A 23,206-nucleotide genomic window follows, 5' to 3' on the forward strand; every position below is an offset into this window, starting at 1 on the left:
CGGCGTAGAGGCCCCCTGTCGGCCTGCCGGGGCAGGCCGTCGCAATCACAAAACAGGGACGGTCCGGTTTACGGGAAAATCAGCCAGCCTCACCTTCGAGCGCACGGGCCCGGGTGTGACGATCCTGAAGGGTCGCGTCGTCGGTCGAGACCAGGTCGACGTTGAACACGACTTCGGTGAAGGGGCCGTTGAGGCCATAGGCTTCCGCCCGCGACGGGTCCTCGACGCGCTCGGCGTCGATCACCAGCTCCTCGCGGGTGGCGAAGGCGAAATCGTCGTAGACGTATTTGTCGCCGGCCAGGTTGATCTGGGTGGTCAGATGGCGATAGCCCGGTTTGGACACGAAGTAATGGATATGGGCCGGACGATTACCGTGACGCCCCAACTGGTTCAGTACCGCCTGGGTGGCGCCTTCCGGCGGACAGCCATAGCCGGACGGGACAATGCTGCGGGCGACGTAGCGGCCGTTCTCGTCGGTGCGGATGCGACGACGCAGGTTGTATTCGCTCTGGCTGGTGTCGAAGTAGGAATAGCCACCCTTGGTGTTCGCGTGCCAGATGTCGACCACCGCCTCTTTCAGGGGCTGGCCGTTCTGGTCGCGCACAACACCGGTCACGATCATGGTTTCGGCGTCTTCGCTGCCGTCGTCCATGCGGGCATAACCGTCGCTGATCGGTGCACCGGCCACGTACAGCGGGCCTTCGATGGTGCGGGGCGTGCCGCCAGTCAGGCCGCGTTCGGCGTCCTCGGCGTCCATGCGGATGTCCAGGTAGTGGTCGAAGCCCAGCCCCGGCGCCAGCAGCGGCGCTTCGCCGTTCTGGCCCAGACGGTTGACGTAGTTCACCGCGTGCCAGAACTCATCCGGGGTGACATCGAAGTCCTCGATCAGTCGGTACACATCGCCGACCAGTCGATGGATGATTTTCTTGTAGCGGTCGTTACCGCCCTGCTGGTCGAATCCCGCGACCTTTTCCAACAGCTCCTTGACGTCCTGTGTGTGCATTGTTTTGACAGTCATCGTTAGCTCCTCGGTCTTTGTTCTTATTGCTCGTTTCATCAGGAGGGGACTGATTGGCCCCGCCGTTCGTTAACGGTCGTCCTCATGGATCGAAGACGGGTGGCGGCACAGGGCCGTCACGTTGATGTCCATGTACGGGAACAGCGGCAGGCTGCTGACCAGCTGGTGCAGTTCGGCGTTGTCGGCCACGTCAAAAACGCTGACGTTGGCGTAGCTGCCGCTGATGCGCCACAGGTGACGCCACTTGCCCTGAGTCTGCAGCTCCTGGGCGTAGGCCTTTTCCCGGGCCTTGATGTCGGCCGCCGTGGCTTCCGGCATGTCCGCCGGGAGGTTCACCGTCATTTCTACTTTGAACAGCATGCGTGTCTCCGCTTGATGCAATGGTTGATTCGATCGGCGACGGTACTCAGCCCTTGCGGCGGTACTCGGCCAGCTTGTCCTCGTCCAGCGCCACACCCAGGCCCGGTCCCGCCGGCAGGTCGACGCCGTTGTCGTGGTAGTTCAGGGGCTGCACCACGATGTCGTCCTTCATCAGCAGCGGGCCGAACATCTCGGTGCCCCAGTGCAGTTCTTTCAGGGTCGACCAGGCGTGCAGCGCGGCGGCGGTGCCAATGGTGCCTTCCAGCATGGTGCCGCCGTAGAGTCCGACGCCTGCCGCTTCCGCCACCCGCGCCACATTGAGCGCAGCGACCGGGCCGCCGGCCTTGGCGATTTTCAGGGCATAGGCGCCGGAGAAACCGGCCGCCGCCAGGTGGTAGCCGTCGGTGGCATCGCTGATCGCCTCGTCCGCCAGCAACGGGATGTGGAAGCGGTGCGACAGGCGCACCAGCGCCCCCAGCTCCTTGGCCGGCGTGGGCTGCTCGACCAGGTCCACCCCGGCGGCCTGCAGCTCGGCCATGCCCTTGGCGGCGGTGACCTCATCCCAGGCCTGGTTGACGTCGACCCGCACGCTGGCGCGGTCGCCCACCGCGGCCTTGATCGCCGCGACGTGACGCACGTCGTCCATCAGCGGACGCGAGCCGATCTTGAGTTTGAAGTCGCAGTGGCGGCGGGATTCGATCAGGGTCTGGGCCTCGTCGATGTCGCGCGCAGTGTCGCCGCTGGCCAGTGTCCAGAGCACCGGCAGGTGGTCGTGACAGGCACCGCCCAGCAGATCCGCGACGGACCGGTTAAGACGCTTGCCAGCCAGATCCAGCAGTGCGGTTTCAATGGCCGACTTGGCCAGCGGATTACCTCGCACCGCCTGCCCCAGAGATACCTTCAGAGCATTGATATTTCGCGAAGATTTCCCGATCAGCAATGGCGTGATGTAGGTATCGATGGTCAGCTTGATGCCCTCCGGACTCTCCGGCCCATAGCTCAGGCCACCGATGGTGGTCGCCTCGCCCAAACCCTCGAGCCCCTCCGAGTCCCGCAGACGCACGATTACCATGCTCTGACAGCCCATTGTCGTCATCGACAGCTTGTGCGGACGGATGGTCGGGATATCGACCAGGATGGCTTCGATGCTGTGAATGGTGGCGGACATGGTGACTCCGTATGCGCTGCAAAGTGATCGTTAAGCAGACAGTACGGAGTTACACTTAGGCGCACCAATATTGATTTAGTGGGGAGCAATACCCTGGAGGTATGATGGAGTTAAGGCACCTGCGGTACTTCTGCGTGGTGGCGGAAGAGCTGAACATGACCCGGGCGGCGGAGAAGCTGTTCATTGCACAGCCGCCGCTGACACGGCAGATCAAGCAACTGGAAGAGGAAATCGGCGCCCCGCTTTTCATTCGCGAGGCGCGGGGCCTGAGTTTGACGCCGGCGGGCAAGTTTTTCCTGGAACAGGCCCGGCAGATTCTGGACAAGGTCAACACCACGGTATCGGATACCCGGCGGATAGCCTCGCACGGCAAAGTGATTTTCGGGATTGGCTTCGTGCCCAGCGTGTTCTATGGCCAGCTACCGATCCTGGTGCGGCGCCTGCGTCAGAACAAGAACCTGGAAATCGTGCTGCACGAACTCAAGACCGGGGATCAGGTGGAAGCCCTGAAAACCGGGCTGATCGACATCGGTTTCGGGCGCCTGCGCATCGACGACCCGGAAGTGGATCAGGAGCTGCTGTTCAATGAACCCATCATCGCCGCCCTCCCCGCCAGCCACCCACTGGCGCAGAAGCGCCCGTCCCTGAAGGAGCTGTCGGAGATTCCGATGATCTGCTACCCCGCCGGCCGGGCCCCCAACTTCGTGGATATTTCCCTGGGGCTGTTCCACCGGCGCGGGCTGCGCATCAACGTCGCGCAGCAGGTCAATGACGTGCAGACGGCACTGGGTCTGGTGGCGTCGGAGATGGGCTTCTGCCTGGTGCCGGAACAGGTGCGGCGGGTGCACCGGGAGGACATCGCGTTCGTGCACCTGGACGACGACAACATCACCTCGCCGGTGCTCTGCTGCCGTCGCCGGGAGCCGCCCAACGCGGTGATGCGGCTGAGCAACGTGATTCTGGAGGAACTGGTGGAGAACCGGCGGACCGGCCGCTACCCACCGGCTACCGAGCGTGACGGCGGATCGCCTCGGCGACCTCCCGAAGGTGCGGAAGATAGCGTTCCATAAGCGTATCCATATCCACCCGTGCCGCGTTGGTACTGATGTTGATCGCCCCCAGCGGTTCGCCGTTGGCGGCGTAGACTGGCACCGCCGCCGAGCGCAGTCCCAGGTCCAGCTCCTGGTCGACAATTGAATAGCCCTGCTCGCGCGCTTCGACGATGCGCTGGCGCAGGGTATCCCGGTCTACGATGGAGGTGGGCGTATGACGCTCCAGCTTCACGTTATCCAGCCAGGCGTCCAGTTCGTCGTCGTTCAACTGGGCCAGCAAGACCCGTCCCATGGAGGTGTAGGCGGCCGGCAGACGCGTGCCCACCGAGAGTGTGATGGCCATCAGCCGATGATGGGCGGACGAGCGCACCACATACACCACATCGTCCCCGTCCAGGACCGCCAGCGACGACGATTCCCCCAGTTCGCGGGTAATGTCTTCCAGATAGTGCTGGATCATCGGCCGGTACTGGTTCGACGCCTGGTAGGCGTAGCCCAGCTGCAACACCTTGGGCGTCAGTTCAAACTGTCGCCCCAGCCGCTTGACGAACCCCAGCGCGTGCAGCGTCAGCAGGAAACGCCGGGCCTTGGCCCGGTCCATGCCGGTGCGGGTCGCCACTTCGCTGAGGGTCATGCGCCGGTGGTCGGCGTCGAACGCCTGCAGCACGTCCAGCCCCGCGGCCAGCGCGCCGACGAAATCCCGGTCGCCGGGCTTGAGAATCGCTTCATCCATCGAATGGCCTGCTCTGTTTCCGTGACAACGCGACGAGACACACGTCTCGCCGGTTTATGGCTTTCGCGCATCCTACCAGCTCGTTCGGCCTCCGAACATACGTTCATTATTCAACAGTTGATGAAAATTTGCACTTGACGACACCTGTGAAGGGTATCAAGATGTTCGTTATATAAACTTATGTTCGCATGTCGAACTTTCAGCAACAATGACTCAAAAACCGGAATGAGGACATCCCCATGGCCGAATTTCTCTCGCTAAAGGAAGCGGTCAGCCGCCATATCAGCGACGGCGACACCGTTGCGATGGAAGGCTTCACCCATCTGATCCCCTTCGCTGCCGGACACGAAATCATCCGCCAGAAGAAGCGTGACCTGACCCTGATCCGCATGACGCCTGACCTGGTCTACGACCAGATGATCGGCGCCGGCTGTGCCAGCAAGCTGATCTTCTCCTGGGGCGGCAACCCGGGCGTGGGCTCGCTACACCGTCTGCGGGACGCGGTCGAGAGAGGCTGGCCCAACAAGCTGGACATCCTCGAGCACAGCCACGCCGCCATGGCATGCGCCTATGAAGCCGGCGCCGCGGGTCTGCCGCTGGCGGTCCTGCGCGGCTACGTGGGCAGCGACCTGCCCAAGGTCAACGACCAGATCAAGTTCATCGAATGCCCCTTCACCGGCGAGAAACTGGCGGCGGTGCCGTCGGTCCGTCCGGACGTTTCCGTGGTTCACGCCCAGCGTGCCGACCGCAAGGGCAACGTGCTGGTGGAAGGCATCATCGGCATCCAGAAGGAAGCCGTACTGGCCGCCAAGCGCAGCATCGTCACCGTTGAGGAAGTGGTGGACGACCTGGGCGCCTCCGTGAACGCCTGCGTCCTGCCGTCCTGGGCCGTGACCGCCATCGCCGAAGCGCCCAAGGGCGCCAAGCCATCCTACGCGCTGGGCTACTACGATCGCGACAACGCTTTCTATAAAGAGTGGGACGGCATCGCCCGCGATCGCGACGTGTTCCAGAAATGGCTGAACGACAACGTATTCGAGAACGGAGGTGCCTGAGATGAGCCTGGAATTTACCTCTTCGGAAATGATGAGCGTCACCGCGGCGCGGGCCCTGACCAACGACATGACCTGCTTCGTCGGCATTGGCCTGCCCAGTGAGGCCGCCAACCTGGCGCGCCTGACCCACGCCCCGGACGTCACCCTGATCTACGAATCCGGCACCCTGCAGACCAAGCCGGACGTACTGCCCCTGTCCATCGGCGACGGCGAGCTGTGCGAATCCGCCCTGACCACCGTGTCCGTGCCGGAGATGTTCCGCTACTGGCTGCAGGGCGGGCACATCAGCGTCGGCTTCCTGGGCACCGCCCAGATCGACCGCTACGCCAACCTCAACACCACCCTGATCGGCGACTACCGCGAGCCGAAAGTCCGCCTGCCGGGCGGTGGCGGGGCGCCGGAAATCGCCACCAACGCCCACGAAGTCTTCATCACCGTGAAGCACTCCAAGCGCACCTTCGTCAAAGACGTGGACTTCGTCACCACCGTCGGCTTCGGCCGCGATGGCAAGGCGCGGGACAATGTGCCCAACATCGGCCGCGGCCCCACCGTGGTGATCACCGACCTGTGCATCCTCAAGCCGGATCCGCAGACCAAGGAGCTGGTGGTCACCTCCCTGCACCCGGGTGTCACCCGCGAGCAGGTCATCGAGGCCACCGGCTGGGAGATCCGTTTCGCCGACGAACTGGAAACCACCCCGGAGCCGAGCGCGAAAGAGCTGGAAGTACTGCGCGACCTGAAAGCGCGCACCAACGCCCACCATGCCGGCCAGCAATAGCGGTGAACCAAGACTGAAGAGGTGAATCATGACTGACGTCTATCTCTGCCATCCGCGCCGTTCCGCCGTGGGCCGCTTCGGCGGCACGCTGGCGGCGGTCCGCCCGGACGATCTGGCCGCCGACATCTTCAAGGCGGTGCTGGCCGAAGCCCCGGACCTGGATCCGGCCGCCATCGAGGAAGTGATGATGGGCTGCGCCAACCAGGCCGGCGAAGACAACCGCAACGTGGCCCGCATGTCCGCGCTGCTGGCGGGCCTGCCCACGTCCGTGCCGGGCACCACGATGAACCGCCTGTGCGGCTCGGGTATGGACGCCATCGGCACCGCCTTCCGCGCCATCCGTGCCGGGGAAATGGACCTGGTGCTGGCCGGCGGCGTGGAATCCATGTCCCGCGCGCCCTATGTGTTGGGCAAGGCCGACAGCGCCTTCTCCCGCGGCCAGAAAATCGAAGACACCACCATCGGCTGGCGCTTCGTCAATCCGCTGATGAAGCAGCAGTACGGCATCGATTCCATGCCGGAAACCGCCGAGAACGTGGCCGAGCAGTACAACGTCTCCCGCGAGGACCAGGACCGGTTCGCCGTGCGCTCCCAGGAGAAAGCCGAGGCCGCCCGCGAAGCCGGTCGTCTGGCCGAGGAAATCGTGCCGATCAGCATCCCGCGTCGCAAACAGGAGCCGCTGGTGTTCGACACCGACGAGCATCCCCGTGCCGGCACCACCCTGGAGAAACTGGCCAAGCTGCCCACTCCGTTCCGCGAGAACGGCTCGGTCACCGCCGGTAACGCCTCGGGCGTGAACGACGGCGCTGGCGCCATGCTGGTGGCCAGCGAAGCCGCGGTGAAAGCCCATGGCCTCAAGCCCATCGCCCGCATTCGCGGCATGGCCACTGCCGGCGTCGAGCCCCGCGTGATGGGGATCGGCCCGGTGCCGGCCACCCAGAAACTGCTCAAGCGCCTGGACATGACGGTTGATCAGCTGGACGTGATCGAGCTGAACGAGGCCTTCGCCGCCCAGGGCCTGGCGGTCCTGCGTGAACTGGGCATCGCCGATGACGATCCCCGCGTGAACCCCAACGGTGGCGCCATCGCCCTGGGCCACCCGCTGGGCATGTCCGGCGCGCGCATCATCCAGAGCGCCGCCCACGAGCTGCAACGCAGCGGTGGCCGGTTCGCCCTGTGCACCATGTGCGTGGGTGTCGGCCAGGGTATCGCCACGCTGATCGAACGGGTCTGAGGAGCGTCGCACCATGGCATTTCTCAAGCACAACGGTCGCACCGTGGCCTACCGCCTGCTCGGTGCGCCCGACAAACCGCTGATAGTACTCGCCCACCCGCTGGGAATGAGCCAGGCGGTCTGGGACGATCTGCTGCCGTCGCTGCTGGGTCAATTCCGGGTCCTGACCTGGGATCTTCCCGGCCACGGCGCCAGCGCCGCCTGGCCCGCCTCTGCCGGTCCCATTACCCCGGAAGCGCTGGCGGCGGAAACCCTGGCACTGGTACAGCAGGCCGATGCCGAGTCGTTCCACTTCATCGGCACGTCCATCGGTGGCGTGATCGGCCAGCAGCTGCTGATCGGCCACGGCTCGCGGCTGCTCTCCGCCACGCTGACCAACACCGGCGCCGTGATCGGCACACCGCAAGCCTGGCAGGACCGGGCCGGCAAGTGTCGTGAACTCGGGGTCGATGGGATTGCCGCCGACATCGTGCCGCGCTGGTTCGGCCCGGCCGCGACACAACGGCAACCGGCCCTGATCGAGGGCTGGACCGTGCAGATGGGGCGCGGCGACAGCGAGAGTTACGCCCTGCTGTGCGAGATGCTGGGACGTGTCGACTTTAGCGACCGGCTGCCCGACGGCCCCACGCCGGTACGCCTGATTGCCGGCGCCGACGATCTGGCCACGCCGCCGTCCGCCCTGGAAAACCTGGGTAGGCACCTGGGCGGTGTCGCCGTGTCGGTGCTGGGAGGCGTCGGCCATGTTCCATCCGAGGAAGCGCCGGAGATCTTCCTGAAGGAGTTGCTCTAAACTCCCGTTTGCCCTTGCCCCGCGCCCGTCGCGGGGCCTTCTTTTTCTTACCCTCCGCTTGTACGCCGCCTTCCCGGCATCGGTGCCGCACCCTCCCGGCCAACACAAAGTGGATAACGCTGTGCAGTCATTGGATAGGCCGTTCTCGCATCCCGGTTTAGGGTCTGAACACCGAAAGATGACGACAGCGAGATCGCGATGCCTCAAGAGATTGCCCCTCAGGTTCGGCCGACCTGGTTGAAACCCGCTGCGCTGGTGCTGATGGTTGCACTGCTGGCCCTGCAGTGCCTCCTGCTGACGTTACCGGATTGGGCCCCCGTGGCCTTGAGCCCGATGGCCGCCCTCGCCGCCATGGCCCTGGCGATCACCCTGGCATGGCGACTCCCCGCGACACGCACGGTGGAAGTTCCGGTCGAGGTAACGGTGCCCGCTCCGGAACCCACAACCTCCCACGCACCGATCGCGGATACACCCGCAACGCCGCAGCCCGATCTGGCGCCGGTGCGCGAACACGTCGAGCAGCTTTCCGCCAACGCGGCGTTCATTCTCGAGGAAATGGACGAGGCCGGGCGCCTGGCACGACAATCGGGCGAACGCGTTGCCGCCAGTGCCACCAGCATCACGGGGGCGGAAACCGGCGTGCGTACACTGGCCGCTGATATGCGCCGCATCGACGCCGTATTCGACCAGCTGGGCCAGCAGGCGGAACAGATCCAGGCCATCGTGAGCGCCATTCTCGACATCGCCAAACAGACCAACCTGCTGGCCCTGAACGCCTCCATCGAAGCGGCCCGCGCCGGGGAGCACGGGCGCGGGTTCGCGGTGGTGGCGGACGAAGTCCGCACCCTGTCCCACCGGGTCAACGACTCCAGCGAACAGATACGCGGCATCGCGGAGGGCCTCAACGCGTCCTCCCACGAGGCCCGCAGCGGCATGGCGCGGATCAACGCGGCCTGTGACCACTGCCTGGGACAGGCCGCCACCGCCCTCTCCGCGATGGAAGACATCCAGTCCGGCGCCCAGGCCCGGATGGAGGTGGTGCAACGCATCACCGCCCGCATCGACGATCAGCGTCGTCTGGCAGACTCGATCCGTGCCGAACTGGAGCCTGGCTGACGGAGTCTCCTGCCATCGAACCATAGCCGCGGCTCCAGCCCTTGCCCAGATGACTTTCTTTCTCTGGGCTTTTTTCGGTCCGGGATCGGAGCCTGCAATCCCGGGACACCGACGTGCAGAAAACGGATATTCGCCGGCCCCGCCTGCCGCCTCTAATGACATCACCGCACAACAACAATCCGAGGTGATGACATGAATCGAATCAAGACGCTGGCCGGCGCCACGCTGGCCACCCTGTCGCTGAGCGTGGCGCCGTTGGCGGCCAGTGCCGCCGACACCGTCAAAGTGGGCATCATGCTGCCGTTCAGCGGCATCTACGCCCAGCTCGGCGAGGCCGGGCGCGACGGCCTCAAGCTGGCGCTGAAACAGCAGGCCTCCAACCTGAACGGCGCGCAGATCGAATACATCGAAATGGACACCGAGGCCAAGCCCGCCCGCGCGCCGGAGCTGTCCTCGGCCATGCTCAGCCAGCACCAGGCCGACTTCGTCATCGGGCCGGTTCACTCCGGGGTGGCCATGGGCATGATCAAGGTGCTGCGCGGCAAGGACACGGTGATGATCATCCCCAACGCCGGTGCGGCGGCGGCCACCGGTCCGCTGTGCTCGCCCAACATCTTCCGCACGTCGTTTTCCTCCTGGCAGCCGTCCTACCCGATGGGGCAGGTGGCGCTGGATAAGGGCTACGACAAGGTCTACGCCATCAGCTGGAACTACGGCATGGGCCGGGAAAGCCTGGACGCCTTCGAGGAATCCTTCACCGCCGGTGGCGGCGAGATCGTCAAGAAGGTGCTGATGCCCTTCCCGTCCACCAACTTCCAGCCCCACATCAGCGACATCGCCGCCACCCAGCCGGATGCGGTGTTCGTGTTCTTCGCCGGCGGCGGGGCCATCAAGTTCGTCAAGGACTACGACGCCATGGGCCTGCGCGGCAAGATCCCGCTACTGGGTTCGGGCTTCCTCACCGAGGGCACGCTCGAGGCCCAGGGCGAGGCGGCCGAAGGTGTGGAAACGACCCTGCACTACGCCGAGCAGCTGGACATCCCGGCCAACCAGAGCTTCCGCGCCGCCTTCAACACCGAGTACGGCCACTACCCGGACATCTACGCGGTGCAGGGGTACGACGCCGGCCTGGCCATCGCCCAGACCCTGTCCCAACTGGACGGCGACGCCAGCGACAAGCAGGCGCTGATCGACACCATGGCGCAGTTGACCATCGACAGCCCGCGTGGCGAGTTCACCTTCTCGCGGGCCCATAACCCGGTGCAGGACATCTACCTGCGCAAGGTCGACAACGGCGTCAACGTGGTGGAACGGGTGGCCGCCGCCGCCCTGGAAGATCCCGCCCGCGGCTGCCAACTGTAATCCCTGTCCCCGCCCGGCCGGCTGAGACAGCCCGGCCGGGCGGTCACCACCGAGAAAGACTATGTCCACCGAACTCTTCGTCGTGCAACTGATCAACGGGCTGCAGTACGGCCTGTTGCTGTTCCTGATCGCGTCGGGGCTGACCCTGGTCTTCGGCGTCATGGGCATCCTCAACCTGGCCCATGGCTCGATGTACATGGTCGGCGCCTACCTGGTGTGGTACTTCGTGACCGTCACCGGCAGCTTCACACTGGCGGCGTTGCTGTCGGCGGCCATCGCCCTGGCCCTGGGCATCCTCATTGAGCGCGTGCTGATCCAGCGCCTGTACCACCGCAACCACCTGGACCAGGTGCTGCTGACCATCGGCATGATCTTCGTGTTCAACGCGCTGCAAAGCATCCTGTGGGGCAACGATCCCTACGGCGTGGCGGTGCCGGCGGCACTGGACGCGTCCATTCCGTTCACCGAGAACTCCAGCTACCCGGTCTACCGCATCTTCGCGGCGGTGCTGTGCATTGCCATCGCCGCGGCACTCTACTTCATGGTCAGCCGGACCCGACTGGGCATGCTGATCCGCGCCGGCGAGTCCAACCGCGAAATGGTCGAGGCGCTGGGGGTCAACATCAAGAGCCTGTACACCATCGTGTTCGCCATCGGCGTCATGCTGGCCGCAGTCTCGGGGATCATCGCCGCGCCCATCCGCTCGATCGTGCCGGGCATGGGCGAGAGCGTGCTGATCACCTGCTTCGTGGTGGTCGTCGTCGGCGGCATGGGCTCGATCCGCGGCGCCTTCGTCGGCGCCCTGCTGGTGGGCCTGATCAGCACCTTCGCGGCGGTGCTGATGCCCGGTCTGTCCAACATGATCATCTACATCTTCATGATCCTGGTGTTGCTGGTGAAGCCCCAGGGCCTGTTCAGCCATTAACGGGAGCTACGCATGATTTTCGAAAAGCGCACCGAGCGCATCGTCATCCCGGTCTTCTTCATCCTGGCCCTGTTGTTACCGCTGTTCCTGGAGGGCAACGCCTTCTTCGTCGGCAAACTCACCACCATCGTGATCCTGTCGATCTTTGTGATGTCGCTGGATTTCCTGGTCGGCCGGGTGGGTCTGATCACCCTGGGCCACGCCCTGTTCTACGGGCTGGGCGGCTACCTGTTCGTGATTCTGGCGCCGGAGTACGAGGCCGTGAACTTCTGGCTCTACACCGTCTACATCTGCGGTCTGTCGGCCCTGATCGCACTGGTGGTGGGGATCGTGGTGCTGCGCACCTCCGGCATCTACTTCATCATGATCACCCTGGCCATTTCCCAGATGGCCTATTACTACTTCTTCGACTCGCTGGATTACGGCGGCGACGACGGCGTGTTCATCTTTATGAAACCGGACACCCACCTCTTCGGACTGAAGTTTTTCAACCTGGATAACGGGGTCCACTTCTATTACCTGGCGCTGCTCTCGCTGCTCAACACCCTGCTGTTTTTCAAGCTGATCCTGCGTTCGCGCTTCGGCCGCATTGTCGAGGCCACCAAGCACAACGCCCAGCGCACCGAAGCCCTGGGCTACAACACGTTCGTCTACCGGCTGATCTGCTACGTCATCGGCAGCACGCTGGGGGCCTACGCCGGCTTCCTGTTCGCGCTGCAATACGGTTTCGTCAATCCATCCTTCCTGACCTGGGAGATGTCCGGCACGGCGCTGGTGATGTCGATCCTGGGCGGGCTGGGGAGCCTTTACGGCGCGATTCTCGGTACGTTCACCTACGAGGGCCTGCAGTTCCTGTTCGAACACCTCACCCAGGACTGGCTGCTGCTGATGGGCGGCGCCATCATCCTGATGGTGCTGGTACTGCGGCACGGCATCGCCGGTTACCTGGAAAAGCTGCTGGAGAAAAAACAATGAACCAAGACGCCATCCTGGAAACCGAAGCCCTGTGCAAACACTGGGGCGGCATCAAGGCGCTCAACAACCTGTCGCTGACCTTCCACGACCGCCAGCTACACGGGGTGGTGGGCCCCAACGGCGCGGGCAAGAGCACCCTGCTGAACATGCTGTGCGGCACGCTGTCCCCCACCAGCGGCTGCATCTTCCATCAGGGTCAGCGCATCGACCGCATGAAACCCTGGCGTTTCGTGCGGCGCGGCATTGGCCGGAGCTTCCAGAAGACCAACATCTATCCCGATGTCACCTGTCTGGAAAACTGCGCCATCGCCGCCCAGCGACGTTTCGGTGGCAACTTCAACCTGTTCGCCTCGCGCCACAGCAATCGCATGGTGGCCCAGGCCGCGGAGCAGGCCCTGGCGCAGGTGGGCCTGGAGAGTCGGCGCGATACCGTGGCGGCGGAGATCTCCTACGGCGAGCAGCGCCAGCTGGAGATCGCCATGGTGCTGGCTACCGCGCCCTGCATCCTGCTGCTGGACGAACCCATGGCGGGCATGGGCCACGAGGAATCCCAGCGCATCATCGCCCTGCTCAAAGAACTCAAGGAACGCTACTGCATCGTGCTGGTGGAACACGACATGGACGCCATCTTCGAGCTGTCCGACCAGTTGACGGTGCTGGACAACGGCACCCATCTGATCACCGGCAGCGTGGACCAGGTGCGCAACGATCCGCGGGTGCGCGCCGCGTATCTGGGTGCCGACGACGAAGACGAGGAGGCCGCCGCATGAGCCGGAATCTGCTGGAGGTGACGAACCTCAACACCCTGTATGGACGAAGCCATATCCTGCACGACCTGTCGTTCCGGCTCGGCCAGGGACAGTCCATGAGCCTGATGGGGCGCAACGGCATGGGCAAGACCACCACGCTGAAGTCGATCCTGGGGATTGTGCCGCCGCGCTCGGGCCAGGTGTTCTTCGACGGCGAGGACATCAGCCGCCTGCCCACCTGGAAGCGCATGCGCCGGGACATCGCCTACGTGCCCGAGGGGCGCGGCATGTTCCACAACCTCACGGTGAAGGAACACCTGCAAATGGCCGCCCGCGCCGGCAGCGATGGCCAGAGCGGCTGGGACTACGAGCGCGTGATGGAGATCTTCCCGCGGCTGCAGGAACGCCTGTCCAATCTGGGCACCGAACTGTCCGGCGGCGAGCAGCAGATGCTGGCCATCGGCCGGGCGCTGGTCACCAATCCCCGGCTGATGATCCTGGACGAAGCCACCGAAGGGCTGGCGCCGCTGATTCGCCAGGACATCTGGAACGTGATCGCCACGGTGCGCGAGTCCGGCATCTCGACCCTGGTGGTGGACAAGAACATCAAGGCGCTGAAGAAGCTGTGCGACCGGCACGTGGTGATCGTCAAGGGACGGGTCCACTTCGACGGCGGCTCGCGGGAGCTGGACGACAACCTGGAAAAAGTCGAAACCGCCCTGAGCGTCTGACCCCGATCCGCCGCTCCGAAAGGTGTACAGAATACGGATAACGATGTTCATTTACCGGATATTGGAGGCCCGCTGAATCCCCGATAGTTCAAGTGCCTAACAACAAGGAGAAGGTACATGAACTATCGCAATTCCCTGCTGGCTCTGGCCGTCGCGACGGCGGCCGGAACCGCTCCCGCCCACGCCATCGACCTCGGCACCTTCAAGGGCACCGACCTCAGCTTCGGCGGCTACATCAAGGCCGAGGGCATCTTCGAAGACCCGGAAGGCGAAGACTCCCACTTCTATGGTCGCGCCAACCAGACCCGCTTCAACTTCAAGACCGTGACCCAGAAAAACGGCCACACCATCGTCGGCTTCATCGAGGGTGACTTCTACGGCGGCAACCCCACCGGGGACGATCCCGACTGGCGCCTGCGTCACGCTTTCATCCGCATCGACGATACCACCGTCGGTCAGACCTGGACCGGTCAGTGGTGGGCGGTGTCCTACACCGACTACTTTGACTTCTTCGCCGGCCCGCGCGGTACCCTGGGCGGGCTGAACTTCCGCGCGCCGCTGGCCAGCTACGAGACACACGGCTTCCGTTTCTCCGCCCAGGATCCAGTCTTCGACGACGCCGATACCCCCGACCTCGCGGTCAACTACACCCAGCCGTTCAGCAATGGCAGCCAGGTGATTTTCACCGTCAGCGGCCGGGAAGCGGAAAACGAGGATTACGGCGTGGGCGCCGCCATTGGCTCGAAAATCATGATCGGCCGCCACCGCCTCAACCTCAACGCCCACTACGGCGATGGTCTGGGCGTGTTCACCGGCGTCGGTGTGGGTGGCGCCCCGGTGGATGTGGAAAACGACGACCTGGTCACCCAGATGGGTTTCAACGCGGGTTTCCAGTACGTGTTCAACGATCAATGGCGCGCCAACATTGCCTACACCCGTACGGATGTGGACGATGACGCCGACACCCGGTACGAAGGCCAACGGGTCAACGTCGTGCATAATATCCTGCCGGAACTGGAAGTCGGCGCCGAATGGCGCAAGTATAATCTGCCCTTCGGTGGGCTGATTCCCGAAGGCCAGCAGGTCGAAGTCATGGCCAAGTACCGCTTCTGACCAGCCCCAGGGTTCCGGCCCCGTGTCGTGCGAATGCCGCCCGTCTTCCCGGCATTCGCACGCCCGGCACAGCAGCCGTCAGGACGACCCGGACAGACACAGACAGGAAAAGGGCGGAACACATGGCAGACGAGCCCCCCAAGCGCCAGGGCATCGGTTCCCTGGAGATCGGGCTCCATATCCTCAATTACATCGCCGCGGCACCACGACCGCCGACGCTCAAGGAACTGTCCGGCGCGCTGGACCTGTCCCCCAGCCGCGCCCACAAGTACCTCGTCAGCCTGCTGCGCGAGGACTACATCAACCAGATCAACCAGGCCCAGTACACCCTGGGCAACGCCAGTCTGACCCTGGGTATCGCCGCGCTGCGCCGAATCAATCCGATCCAGCTCTCCTACGCGGCGCTGGACCGGCTCAACGAGGAGACCGACAAGACCGTTTCGATTACGGTCTGGAACGGCTCCGGTCCGCTGGTCATCAAGTGGCTCGACTCCAGCCAGCCGATTTCCGTGAACGTGCGCCTGGGGGCCGAGCTGTCACCGCTCAACTCCGCCGCCGGCCGCATCTACCTGGCTCACCTGCCGCTGGAACGCCGCCGCGCGATCATCGATGCCTTCTACAAACAGACCCGCAACCTGCCCCGGCACCACGGCAAACCATTGAGTCGGGAGGAACTGAGCCCGCACCTGGAGCGCATCCGGCAAGACGGCTACTGCGCCTTCTTCGGCGACTACCTGCCGGAAATCAACGTGCTGAGCATGCCGGTGTTCGACCTCAACGGCGGCATCGTCACAGTCATGACCCTGCTGGGCCTGGAGCAGGACACCGACGTCAGCGAAGGCTCGGCGCTGTTCCGGCAATTACGTGAGTGTGCCGACCGGGTCACCCGCCAGGTGTGTGGGCAGCAGAAGGCCCCGGACACGGTTCCCGCCTGATCACTGCACCAGGCGGCGGGTTTCCGAGGGCAGTTCACCGAACGCCTTGCGGTATTCCGAGGAGAAACGCCCCAGGTGCGCAAACCCGTAATCCAGCGCCGCTTCGGTCACATTGCGTACCCGGCCGTACTGGAGGTCGTCGCGCAGCCGCTGCAGGCGCAGTTGCTTGATGTAGCACTTGGGCGTGGTGGAAAAGTGCCTGGCGAACAGGTTGTAGATGGACCGGGCGCTGAGATTGGATACGGCCGACAGTTCCTCGATGCTCACCCCTTCTTTCAGGTGCTGCTGGATATACCCCAGCATGCGGTCCAGCGCCGGTGACGCGCACGGCTGACGCCCCGCCTCCACCGCCGAGTTGGGAAAGACGTGGATCAGCTTGCGCAGGATGATGTCGCGGTAGGGTCCGCACAGGGGAAGCAGTTCGCCGGCGTCCTCCTCCAGGTCGGCAAACACCGCTTCCAGTAGCTTGACGAAGCCCGGGCAGGTGCGCAGGTCCATGGGCCGGCTCAGGAAACTGACGCCGCGCGCCGGCTGCTGGCCGACCATGTTGGCCGCCGCCTGACGGATCTCCACCTCCGGCAGCTTCACGATCAGCTTTTCGCAGTCCTCGGAGTAGGTCAGGTCGATGGGCTCACAGGGGTTGATCATCATCGCCTGGCCTCTCTCCAGCACCAGACGTTCGTCCCCCAGCCGCCAGTAGCAGGTGCCCCGGGTAATCACCTGGAAGTGGTAGATCGCCTCCAGCTCCGGGGAATACACCCGCACCTCGTTGCCATAGCACACCAGGGACAGCCCCAGGCCCGCGAAATCCCGGTAGCTCAGGCTGGATCGGGCGTGGCCCCGGCCCCGGATATCCAAACGGTGCTGACCGATGTGCGCGTTGACGAACGCGGACACGTCTTCGGGATGGGCCTGGTCGAACAGGTTGGAGCCGGTGAGTGCGCGAGCAAGCATGAGAACCACCATTTGTAATTATTGTGTATCCGTTCACTTTATATAAACACGGACGTTCAATCAATAACCGATTCCCGACCTCAGTGACGGACGGCCATCGGCCATGGCTGACGAAAAAACACCAGGAACGGGGATAAAGGCAACGACCGGCCACCGCGGTGATGCCGGATGGCATGGGTTCGGCTGTCAGGTCAGAGCGGTAGAGAAGAGAAAAGAAGAGGAGAGAAGAAAGGCGGCGCCCCGGACAGGGCGCCGTTGCTGGGGCGGGCCATCAAGCCTTTTTACGACGCCCCTGCCCGAACAGCACGGCGGCGCTGTTCTCGTTCACGGTGGCTTCGCGGCTGATCTCATCGGCCCGGGCATACGCCCGCTGCACCGCCGGGCGGGATTCGATGCGCTCCAGCCAGCGCTTGACGTTGGGCAGGCTGTCGATGTCCTGGCGCTGCTTCTCCCAGCCCTTGGCCCAGGGGAAAGTCGCCATGTCGGCGATGGAATAGTCGCCGGCCATGAAGTCCCGGTCCACCAGCAGGTCGTCCAGCACGCCGTAGAGACGCTCGCTCTCCTTCACGTAACGGTCGATGGCGTAGTCGAGCTTCTCCGGCGCATATTGGGCGAAGTGATGGTTCTGACCCAGCATCGGCCCGAAACCACCCATCTGCCAGTACAGCCACTGCAGGGTTTCCCAGCGCTTGCGCAGGTCGTTCGACAGGAACTGGCCGGTCTTGTCCGCCAGGTATTCAAGGATGGCGCCGGACTCGAACAGGGGTAGCGGCCCACCGCCGTCCGCCGGAGTCCGGTCAACGATGGCGGGGATCTTGTTGTTGGGCGAAATTTTCAGGAAGTCTTCGGCAAACTGATCTCCCTGACCGATGTGAATGGGATGGATGGTGTAATCCAGCCCCGCCTCTTCAAGGAAAATGGTGATCTTGTGGCCGTTGGGCGTGGTCCAGTAGTAAAGGTCGATCATGGAGCGGCTCCCGTTATTGGGATGAATGAACGGATCTCGGCCGGCGGTCGCGCGCGGGTATTCACCGACCCGAAATAGACGACCGGTCTATTATTCTCAAGCCTAACGACGCCTGTCAACGTGGCTCAAATGACGCGATACGCCACCTCTTTGTGACGGACGTCACAATGAAACCAAAAGCCAACGCACAGTAATGTTGCCTTCCCGTCTCTCACCGCGACTCTTGACCAAAAACTGAATTTAGTTTCAACTTTTTGATATACAACCACTTAGCGTCGGCTTCCCCATCGGTATACGGTGCCGTGCCGACGCTTCGCGGCCTCATATGACTAGACGGACTGACCGGGCTGTCACTCAGGCCAAACACCTGAGCGCCGTGACGTCCTAAGATCGTTACAAAACAACAAATGTACAAATGTCTCATTAGGCGTACCCCCAAGCCGGATGCATCGCCAGCCAACCTGGCCCCGTATCCCGGGATAAAAACAGACAAGAACACAATAACGGAGTATCCAGATGACTATGTCGCCCCTTCAGGCATCCTCGGCATCACGTTCCCGCGGTCGACTCACCTCGGCCATCGCCCTGACCCTCGCCGGCCTGTCCACCGGTGCTCACGCCAGCATGGGCAACATCGGCACCACCTACGGTCTGTTTCCAGCGGACATTGCCTCGGCCCAGGCCCTGTCGATGTTCAACTCCCAGGTGTCGGCGACCTACTACAACCCGGCCTACCTGGCCAAGGACTCGCGCGGCGAGCTGACCACCGGCCTGCTCCACGCCGAGCCGGAACTGCGGGCCTCGTCACCGGCCCGCGACGGCGACATCCTGTCGGACCAGGAAAGCCAGCACGTGCTCATCGGCATGAAGACCAACCTGTCGTCCCTGACCCGTTTCGATCACCCGATCTACCTGGGCTTCATCGCCGGTGTGGAAAAGTATGGCAAGGAGATGCTGGCGTTCGAATCCACCACCTCCGAGGATGGCCAGTTCCTGGAATACGGCCGCCAGCCGTTGTTCCTGAACATCGGCGGCGCCACCACCGCCTGGCGCGGGATCGATGTGGGCGCCTCGTTCCGTATTACGCTGCACTCCACCGCCGAGCTGTCCACCACCACGGATCTGGCGGGCAACACCGAGTACGAATCCCTGTCGGTCAACGCTGAGCCGTCACTGCGCTCGATCCTGAGCACCAATATCGACTGGGGCGAGACCGTCTGCCCGGACAGCGACTGCTGGCTCGACGGCTGGGATACCTCGTTCGCCTACCGGAGCAGTTCCAACACCAACACCACCGTTGACGCCCGGACCGTTATCCCGGGGCTGATTCCCGAAAGCGCGCCGCTGGTGTTCTCGGTACTGACCTACGACTCCTACCAGCCGTCGATCTACGCCGTCGGCGTGCAGTACAGCACCGACAGCTGGCGCGTGGGCGTGACCCTGGAGCAGCAGAACTGGTCGGACCTGGAGGACGAGTTCGAGAACGACACCATCAAGGACCAGGCCAACGCCAAATTCGACGACATCCTGATCCCGCGCATCGGCGCCGAGTTCAAGTTCGCCGAGCATTTCGGCCTGACCCTGGGCGCGGCCTACCAGGAGTCCGCGCTGAAGAGCAACAGCACCCAGGACGTCAATTACTTCGACAACGACAAGTACATCTTCGGCATCGGCCTGAGCGCCGAGTACACCCGGACACGACTGTTCACCTACCCGATTCGCTTCGACATCGCCTACCAGCACCAGATGCTTGAAGAGCGCGACTTCGAAACCGACAACACGGCCGCCGGGGCACGCACCGGCGAGACGGTGACCACCGACGGCGATGTCGACGTGATCAGCGGCTCTGTCACGTTCAAGTTCTGAACCCCGGAGAAAACGCCATGACCAACAACAAAATCAAGATCCTGGCACTGACACCCGCCCTGCTTCTCGCCGCCTGTGGCGGTGAGGAGCAGAGCACGGACGAGCCCAAGACACCTGGCTCGGTGATCTACTCCTACCCGGCGGACGGCCAGGCCAGCATATCCACCGAAGCCGATATCGTGTTGCGCTTTTCCAACCCCATCACCGACGAGGATGTGGCGGGCAAGGTCCGCATCGCGCCCAGCGGCAGCGACGCCGGCATCGGTTACAGCGTCAGCGAAGTGGACGGCGGCAACAGCCTGGTGCTGACGCCGGACGAGGCGCTGGCGCCAGGCACCGACTACACCGTCAGCTTTACGGAAAACCTCGACGCCGCCGGCAATCGCACCATCGCTACGCCCAATGCGACGGGCGAGGCGGGTATCCAGTTCGTTACCCGCGGCGGTCTGACGGAGGTGGCGGCACTGGCCAACCTCAGCGACGATTTCACCGTCCTCGACAGCCTGCCCGACGGCGACACCTTCCACTTCATGGATTTCTCCACCGTGCGCCTGCGCACCAGCCACCCGATCCACCCGGATTCGGCGGTCTACGGCACCACCGTGTCGTTGCTCGACGGCGAGGGCTCGCTGGTTCCAGCCACGCTGCTGGTCAAGGGCAACAAGCTGACGGTGGACCCCTGCACCACCGACGATCCTCACGACTGCGGCGGCGCCGACGACCAGCTGGATCCCGCGCAGACCTACACCCTCAGCCTTAACGGGGTGATGGATCGAAAAGGCAATACCCTGAACTACGAGGAAACCTTCCAGCCCCAGGAAACAGGGCCGACCGAAGTGCTGTATCAGGAAATCGTCGATTCCGGTTTCAGCCAGCAGTCGATCCTCAACGGCCAGTATGTCAACGCGGTCACCCTCAACTCCGTGCTGCAGGGCACGGCCGGCCCCTCCCAGCAGACCGGCGCGCTTTACGCCGAACTGGGCTACGCCCCGAGTTTCCCGGGGGATACCCCGGTCCCGCTGCGGGTGCCCAAGGGCACCATCCTGGAGAGCACGAGCCTGGACGTTAAGGTCAACGGCAGCGTTCCGGTACTCGACGCGGCCACCGGCCAGTTACAGCAAACCGGCACCATCAAGGTCACCATGCTGTCCGACGCCATGGGCTACCTCTATCCCAATCCCTACAGCGACTCGGTCGAAGCGCCGCGTCACGTGCGCCTGTGGATGGACGTGTCCATGAACACCGAGGAGGCGCAGCCCAACGCCTCGCTGTCCCAGGACCTGCTGCGGGTGGAACTGAGCGGCGTTGCCATCGTCGAGGACGGCATCCTCACCATCGACGCCATCGGCATGGTCGAGCCCAACCTGCTGGGGCAGGAGTTCACCGACTCCACCATCGCCTTCCGCATCGAGGCGGACACCTCCGAGCAGGACATCGCCCCGGAGCGCCCCATCGATCAGACCGGGCCGCAACTGGTGAGCTGGATGCCCGGCCCCGAGGACGCGATTCCGGCCACCCGCCAGTCCATGCAACGCCCGGGCGACCCGGTGGTGCTGAACTTCGACGAACCGCTGGACGCGGATTCAGTGGCCAACGGCGTCACCCTGTTCGAGGGCGGCACGGAAGTGACCAACCTGCGGACCAGGCTCGACGGCACGGTGGTGGTGGTCAACCCCGAAGGCGGCCTCAAGCACGGTGTGGACTACTCGCTGAACATCAACAGTTCGCTGACGGATATTGCCGGCAATGGGGCAACGAGTGAGACGCTGAATTTTGCATTGCCAGCTCTGGATGATGACTCCACGACGGTCACAGAGCGTTCGCCAATTGCGCTCACGACGTACCCCGGCTATCCGTGTGTCACACGGGACCTGGACCTTGCAAACAACTCGCATGGCTACTGCATCGACAAGCCTTCCGAAACAGACGTTCCGCGCCCCGATGGCCAGCCGGTCGATGAGCTTCCAGTGACTTCGATGCCGGCCGACCGACCGATCGTTGTCGTGTTCTCACAATCCATGGAACTGGACTCTATCCGGCTGAACGAAACGTTCGAAGTGCAGAAGGTTGATGCTTCGGGATCCAGTCTGGGGAACGTCAATGGCCGGTTGGAGCTGAATAATCAACGTATCCGTTTCTATCCCGACCAGCCGTGGGAGGAGGACGCGTTGTACCGCTATAGGATGAAATCGGTCCAGGATGGCGTTTGTTCAGGTTCAGCGCCCGGCTTCATATGCGGCGAGAATGGCCTGGCTCTGCAAACGGACATCCTCGTGGACAGCGAAGATACCGGCGGCCCCAACCTTGATATTTACTTCCGTGGCGGACCTGCGCTTGAGTCGGTGTTTACACCACTGAGAAACCTTCCCATTCGAGATACCAATTCGAACTACATCGTGGACTGTGCGTCTCCCGGCGAAACGAACTGCCTGGAACCATTCAATCACGAAGCCGGTAACGACGGTTTCAAACCTTCCGCCAACGCGGCCAAGCTGCTTATGAACGGCAACGCGTCCATTCTGGGGACGACCAGTGACGGGAATGCGCGGGTAGGTTGTGACCAGAATGCGGCTGAAGACTGCCCGGAAAACAAGTTCATCTACCAGACCTATGGCCTGAATACAGAAGTCATCGGTCCGGCGGAGAACCCGATGACGGGCGAGAACACGGCCGTTCGCGTGTTGCTGTATCCCACATTGCTGGTCACAACGCCAGCACGGGTTTACCTCGACACCTTTGGGGAGCAGAACACCGGCCCGCAGATCCTGAGAATGCGGTACGGAGCAGCGGCCGACGGCAATCCAATGGGCTTGGTGGAAGGCGTTATTTATGAAGGGACTGACGGTCGGCCAACGTTCGAAACGAGCGCGCGGCTGACGCTGGATGCGCCAAACCTCACTTTGCCGCTGGGCGAATTGCTGTCGCATAACCTGTTCAGCTATCCATTTACCCTTGAGCTGGACGGCCCCATCACCTTCTTTGATGATGGACGCATGCAAATCGCACAGTACAACAACAATGTTCCGGAAATTAACGTCGCCGTCGCTGGCTCGAACGATACAACATCGGGATTCCTGGGCTTCGTCAGCTGTTTGGGTGGAATCTTCACGGGTAGCTTCGGAGCCTGCGAGGACCTGGGCGAAGGCTCTGGGCAAGCGGTCAAAATTCCTCTGAAGATTCCGGAACAAGGCGTCTACCTCAACTTCATCTCCAACCCCATCAAGGAAATTCCGGAAGAAGGCTGAACGATTGTTTCGCCCTGTTAGGCCAGCCTCCGGGCTGGCCTTTTTTGTTTCGGACGACTCGCAACCGGAAGCCCCCGTAG

Annotated in this window: 21 protein-coding genes; 15 read left to right on the forward strand and 6 right to left on the reverse strand. The window is 63.4% G+C overall.

All coding sequences use genetic code 11. From position 1 onward, the window contains the following. Nucleotides 1–79 precede the first annotated feature (79 nt). The 3 genes from catA to GQB00_RS19640 form a co-directional block, all read right to left on the reverse strand. Complete coding sequence (gene catA / locus GQB00_RS19630) at nucleotides 80–1,018, reverse strand: catechol 1,2-dioxygenase (protein ID WP_165857531.1); 939 nt, start codon at nucleotides 1,016–1,018, stop codon at nucleotides 80–82. A 69-nt stretch (nucleotides 1,019–1,087) separates the two neighbouring features. Further along, the gene (gene catC, locus GQB00_RS19635) at nucleotides 1,088–1,378 is read right to left on the reverse strand and encodes a muconolactone Delta-isomerase (protein ID WP_111498032.1); all 291 of its coding nucleotides are present in this window, start codon (nucleotides 1,376–1,378) and stop codon (nucleotides 1,088–1,090) included. A gap of 46 nt (nucleotides 1,379–1,424) precedes the next feature. After that, nucleotides 1,425–2,546, reverse strand: coding sequence for a muconate/chloromuconate family cycloisomerase (locus tag GQB00_RS19640; protein ID WP_111498033.1), 1,122 nt, complete (start codon nucleotides 2,544–2,546; stop codon nucleotides 1,425–1,427). A 104-nt stretch (nucleotides 2,547–2,650) separates the two neighbouring features. On the opposite strand from GQB00_RS19640, the gene GQB00_RS19645 reads away from it, so the two are divergent. After that, a complete protein-coding gene (locus GQB00_RS19645; RefSeq protein ID WP_165857532.1) occupies nucleotides 2,651–3,616 on the forward strand; it encodes a LysR family transcriptional regulator in 966 nt (321 codons plus the stop codon). Here the strand turns inward: GQB00_RS19645 and GQB00_RS19650 are convergent. Next, nucleotides 3,552–4,331, reverse strand: coding sequence for an IclR family transcriptional regulator domain-containing protein (locus tag GQB00_RS19650; RefSeq protein WP_111498035.1), 780 nt, complete (start codon nucleotides 4,329–4,331; stop codon nucleotides 3,552–3,554). The two genes, GQB00_RS19645 and GQB00_RS19650, sit on opposite strands and share 65 nt — an antisense overlap. A 239-nt stretch (nucleotides 4,332–4,570) precedes the next feature. Between GQB00_RS19650 and GQB00_RS19655 the strand changes: the two genes are divergently transcribed. From GQB00_RS19655 to GQB00_RS19710, 12 genes are all read left to right on the forward strand, one after another. Then, the gene (locus GQB00_RS19655; protein WP_165857533.1) at nucleotides 4,571–5,386 is read left to right on the forward strand and encodes a CoA transferase subunit A; all 816 of its coding nucleotides are present in this window, start codon (nucleotides 4,571–4,573) and stop codon (nucleotides 5,384–5,386) included. 1 nt (nucleotide 5,387) lies between these two features. Then, nucleotides 5,388–6,164, forward strand: a complete 777-nt coding sequence (locus tag GQB00_RS19660) for a CoA-transferase subunit beta (RefSeq protein WP_165857534.1) — start codon at nucleotides 5,388–5,390, stop codon at nucleotides 6,162–6,164. A 25-nt stretch (nucleotides 6,165–6,189) separates the two neighbouring features. Continuing rightward, nucleotides 6,190–7,398, forward strand: a complete 1,209-nt coding sequence (gene pcaF, locus GQB00_RS19665; protein ID WP_322873921.1) for a 3-oxoadipyl-CoA thiolase — start codon at nucleotides 6,190–6,192, stop codon at nucleotides 7,396–7,398. Between the two features lie 13 nt (nucleotides 7,399–7,411). Beyond that, entirely contained in the window at nucleotides 7,412–8,188 is a 777-nt protein-coding gene (locus tag GQB00_RS19670; protein ID WP_165857535.1) for an alpha/beta fold hydrolase, read from the forward strand. Nucleotides 8,189–8,848: 660 nt separating this feature from the next. Continuing rightward, the gene (locus tag GQB00_RS22165) at nucleotides 8,849–9,304 is read left to right on the forward strand and encodes a methyl-accepting chemotaxis protein (protein ID WP_407657889.1); all 456 of its coding nucleotides are present in this window, start codon (nucleotides 8,849–8,851) and stop codon (nucleotides 9,302–9,304) included. A gap of 192 nt (nucleotides 9,305–9,496) precedes the next feature. Beyond that, complete coding sequence (locus GQB00_RS19680; protein ID WP_165857537.1) at nucleotides 9,497–10,666, forward strand: ABC transporter substrate-binding protein; 1,170 nt, start codon at nucleotides 9,497–9,499, stop codon at nucleotides 10,664–10,666. A 61-nt stretch (nucleotides 10,667–10,727) separates the two neighbouring features. Further along, nucleotides 10,728–11,591: a branched-chain amino acid ABC transporter permease gene (locus tag GQB00_RS19685; RefSeq protein ID WP_165857538.1), complete on the forward strand. Its 864-nt coding sequence runs from the start codon at nucleotides 10,728–10,730 to the stop codon at nucleotides 11,589–11,591. A gap of 12 nt (nucleotides 11,592–11,603) precedes the next feature. After that, nucleotides 11,604–12,566 carry a branched-chain amino acid ABC transporter permease gene (locus tag GQB00_RS19690; RefSeq protein ID WP_165857539.1) on the forward strand — a complete coding sequence of 321 codons (963 nt, stop codon included), beginning with the start codon at nucleotides 11,604–11,606 and terminating at the stop codon, nucleotides 12,564–12,566. Then, nucleotides 12,563–13,336 (forward strand): ABC transporter ATP-binding protein, encoded by a 774-nt coding sequence (locus GQB00_RS19695; protein ID WP_165857540.1) that lies wholly within the window; start codon nucleotides 12,563–12,565, stop codon nucleotides 13,334–13,336. The genes GQB00_RS19690 and GQB00_RS19695 overlap by 4 nt, the downstream gene beginning before the upstream one ends. Beyond that, entirely contained in the window at nucleotides 13,333–14,046 is a 714-nt protein-coding gene (locus GQB00_RS19700) for an ABC transporter ATP-binding protein (protein ID WP_165857541.1), read from the forward strand. The genes GQB00_RS19695 and GQB00_RS19700 overlap by 4 nt, the downstream gene beginning before the upstream one ends. A gap of 117 nt (nucleotides 14,047–14,163) precedes the next feature. After that, complete coding sequence (locus GQB00_RS19705) at nucleotides 14,164–15,159, forward strand: porin (protein WP_165857542.1); 996 nt, start codon at nucleotides 14,164–14,166, stop codon at nucleotides 15,157–15,159. A gap of 122 nt (nucleotides 15,160–15,281) precedes the next feature. After that, nucleotides 15,282–16,094 carry an IclR family transcriptional regulator gene (locus tag GQB00_RS19710; protein WP_165857543.1) on the forward strand — a complete coding sequence of 271 codons (813 nt, stop codon included), beginning with the start codon at nucleotides 15,282–15,284 and terminating at the stop codon, nucleotides 16,092–16,094. Here GQB00_RS19710 and GQB00_RS19715 read toward each other — a convergent pair whose 3' ends face one another. Together GQB00_RS19715 and GQB00_RS19720 are read right to left on the reverse strand one after the other, a co-directional pair. Next, a complete protein-coding gene (locus tag GQB00_RS19715; RefSeq protein ID WP_165857544.1) occupies nucleotides 16,095–17,048 on the reverse strand; it encodes an AraC family transcriptional regulator in 954 nt (317 codons plus the stop codon). It lies immediately after the preceding gene. Nucleotides 17,049–17,319: 271 nt separating this feature from the next. Beyond that, nucleotides 17,320–18,015 carry a glutathione S-transferase N-terminal domain-containing protein gene (locus GQB00_RS19720; RefSeq protein ID WP_165857545.1) on the reverse strand — a complete coding sequence of 232 codons (696 nt, stop codon included), beginning with the start codon at nucleotides 18,013–18,015 and terminating at the stop codon, nucleotides 17,320–17,322. 516 nt (nucleotides 18,016–18,531) lie between these two features. On the opposite strand from GQB00_RS19720, the gene GQB00_RS19725 reads away from it, so the two are divergent. Together GQB00_RS19725 and GQB00_RS19730 are read left to right on the forward strand one after the other, a co-directional pair. Then, a complete protein-coding gene (locus GQB00_RS19725) occupies nucleotides 18,532–19,881 on the forward strand; it encodes an outer membrane protein transport protein (protein ID WP_228276953.1) in 1,350 nt (449 codons plus the stop codon). Nucleotides 19,882–19,898: 17 nt separating this feature from the next. After that, a complete protein-coding gene (locus tag GQB00_RS19730; RefSeq protein WP_165857546.1) occupies nucleotides 19,899–23,126 on the forward strand; it encodes an Ig-like domain-containing protein in 3,228 nt (1,075 codons plus the stop codon). Nucleotides 23,127–23,206 lie beyond the last annotated feature (80 nt).

The sequence above is a fragment of the Marinobacter sp. JSM 1782161 genome (assembly GCF_011421605.1).
Lineage (GTDB): Bacteria > Pseudomonadota > Gammaproteobacteria > Pseudomonadales > Oleiphilaceae > Marinobacter_A > Marinobacter_A bohaiensis.

Coding starts and splice junctions, on each gene's coding strand:
- catA (WP_165857531.1), bottom strand. CDS start 1,018: ATGACTGTCAAAACAATGCACACACAGGACGTCAAGGAGCTGTTGGAA.
- catC (WP_111498032.1), bottom strand. CDS start 1,378: ATGCTGTTCAAAGTAGAAATGACGGTGAACCTCCCGGCGGACATGCCG.
- GQB00_RS19640 (WP_111498033.1), bottom strand. CDS start 2,546: ATGTCCGCCACCATTCACAGCATCGAAGCCATCCTGGTCGATATCCCG.
- GQB00_RS19645 (WP_165857532.1), top strand. CDS start 2,651: ATGGAGTTAAGGCACCTGCGGTACTTCTGCGTGGTGGCGGAAGAGCTG.
- GQB00_RS19650 (WP_111498035.1), bottom strand. CDS start 4,331: ATGGATGAAGCGATTCTCAAGCCCGGCGACCGGGATTTCGTCGGCGCG.
- GQB00_RS19655 (WP_165857533.1), top strand. CDS start 4,571: ATGGCCGAATTTCTCTCGCTAAAGGAAGCGGTCAGCCGCCATATCAGC.
- GQB00_RS19660 (WP_165857534.1), top strand. CDS start 5,388: ATGAGCCTGGAATTTACCTCTTCGGAAATGATGAGCGTCACCGCGGCG.
- GQB00_RS19670 (WP_165857535.1), top strand. CDS start 7,412: ATGGCATTTCTCAAGCACAACGGTCGCACCGTGGCCTACCGCCTGCTC.
- GQB00_RS22165 (WP_407657889.1), top strand. CDS start 8,849: ATGCGCCGCATCGACGCCGTATTCGACCAGCTGGGCCAGCAGGCGGAA.
- GQB00_RS19680 (WP_165857537.1), top strand. CDS start 9,497: ATGAATCGAATCAAGACGCTGGCCGGCGCCACGCTGGCCACCCTGTCG.
- GQB00_RS19685 (WP_165857538.1), top strand. CDS start 10,728: ATGTCCACCGAACTCTTCGTCGTGCAACTGATCAACGGGCTGCAGTAC.
- GQB00_RS19690 (WP_165857539.1), top strand. CDS start 11,604: ATGATTTTCGAAAAGCGCACCGAGCGCATCGTCATCCCGGTCTTCTTC.
- GQB00_RS19695 (WP_165857540.1), top strand. CDS start 12,563: ATGAACCAAGACGCCATCCTGGAAACCGAAGCCCTGTGCAAACACTGG.
- GQB00_RS19700 (WP_165857541.1), top strand. CDS start 13,333: ATGAGCCGGAATCTGCTGGAGGTGACGAACCTCAACACCCTGTATGGA.
- GQB00_RS19705 (WP_165857542.1), top strand. CDS start 14,164: ATGAACTATCGCAATTCCCTGCTGGCTCTGGCCGTCGCGACGGCGGCC.
- GQB00_RS19710 (WP_165857543.1), top strand. CDS start 15,282: ATGGCAGACGAGCCCCCCAAGCGCCAGGGCATCGGTTCCCTGGAGATC.
- GQB00_RS19715 (WP_165857544.1), bottom strand. CDS start 17,048: ATGCTTGCTCGCGCACTCACCGGCTCCAACCTGTTCGACCAGGCCCAT.
- GQB00_RS19720 (WP_165857545.1), bottom strand. CDS start 18,015: ATGATCGACCTTTACTACTGGACCACGCCCAACGGCCACAAGATCACC.
- GQB00_RS19725 (WP_228276953.1), top strand. CDS start 18,532: ATGACTATGTCGCCCCTTCAGGCATCCTCGGCATCACGTTCCCGCGGT.
- GQB00_RS19730 (WP_165857546.1), top strand. CDS start 19,899: ATGACCAACAACAAAATCAAGATCCTGGCACTGACACCCGCCCTGCTT.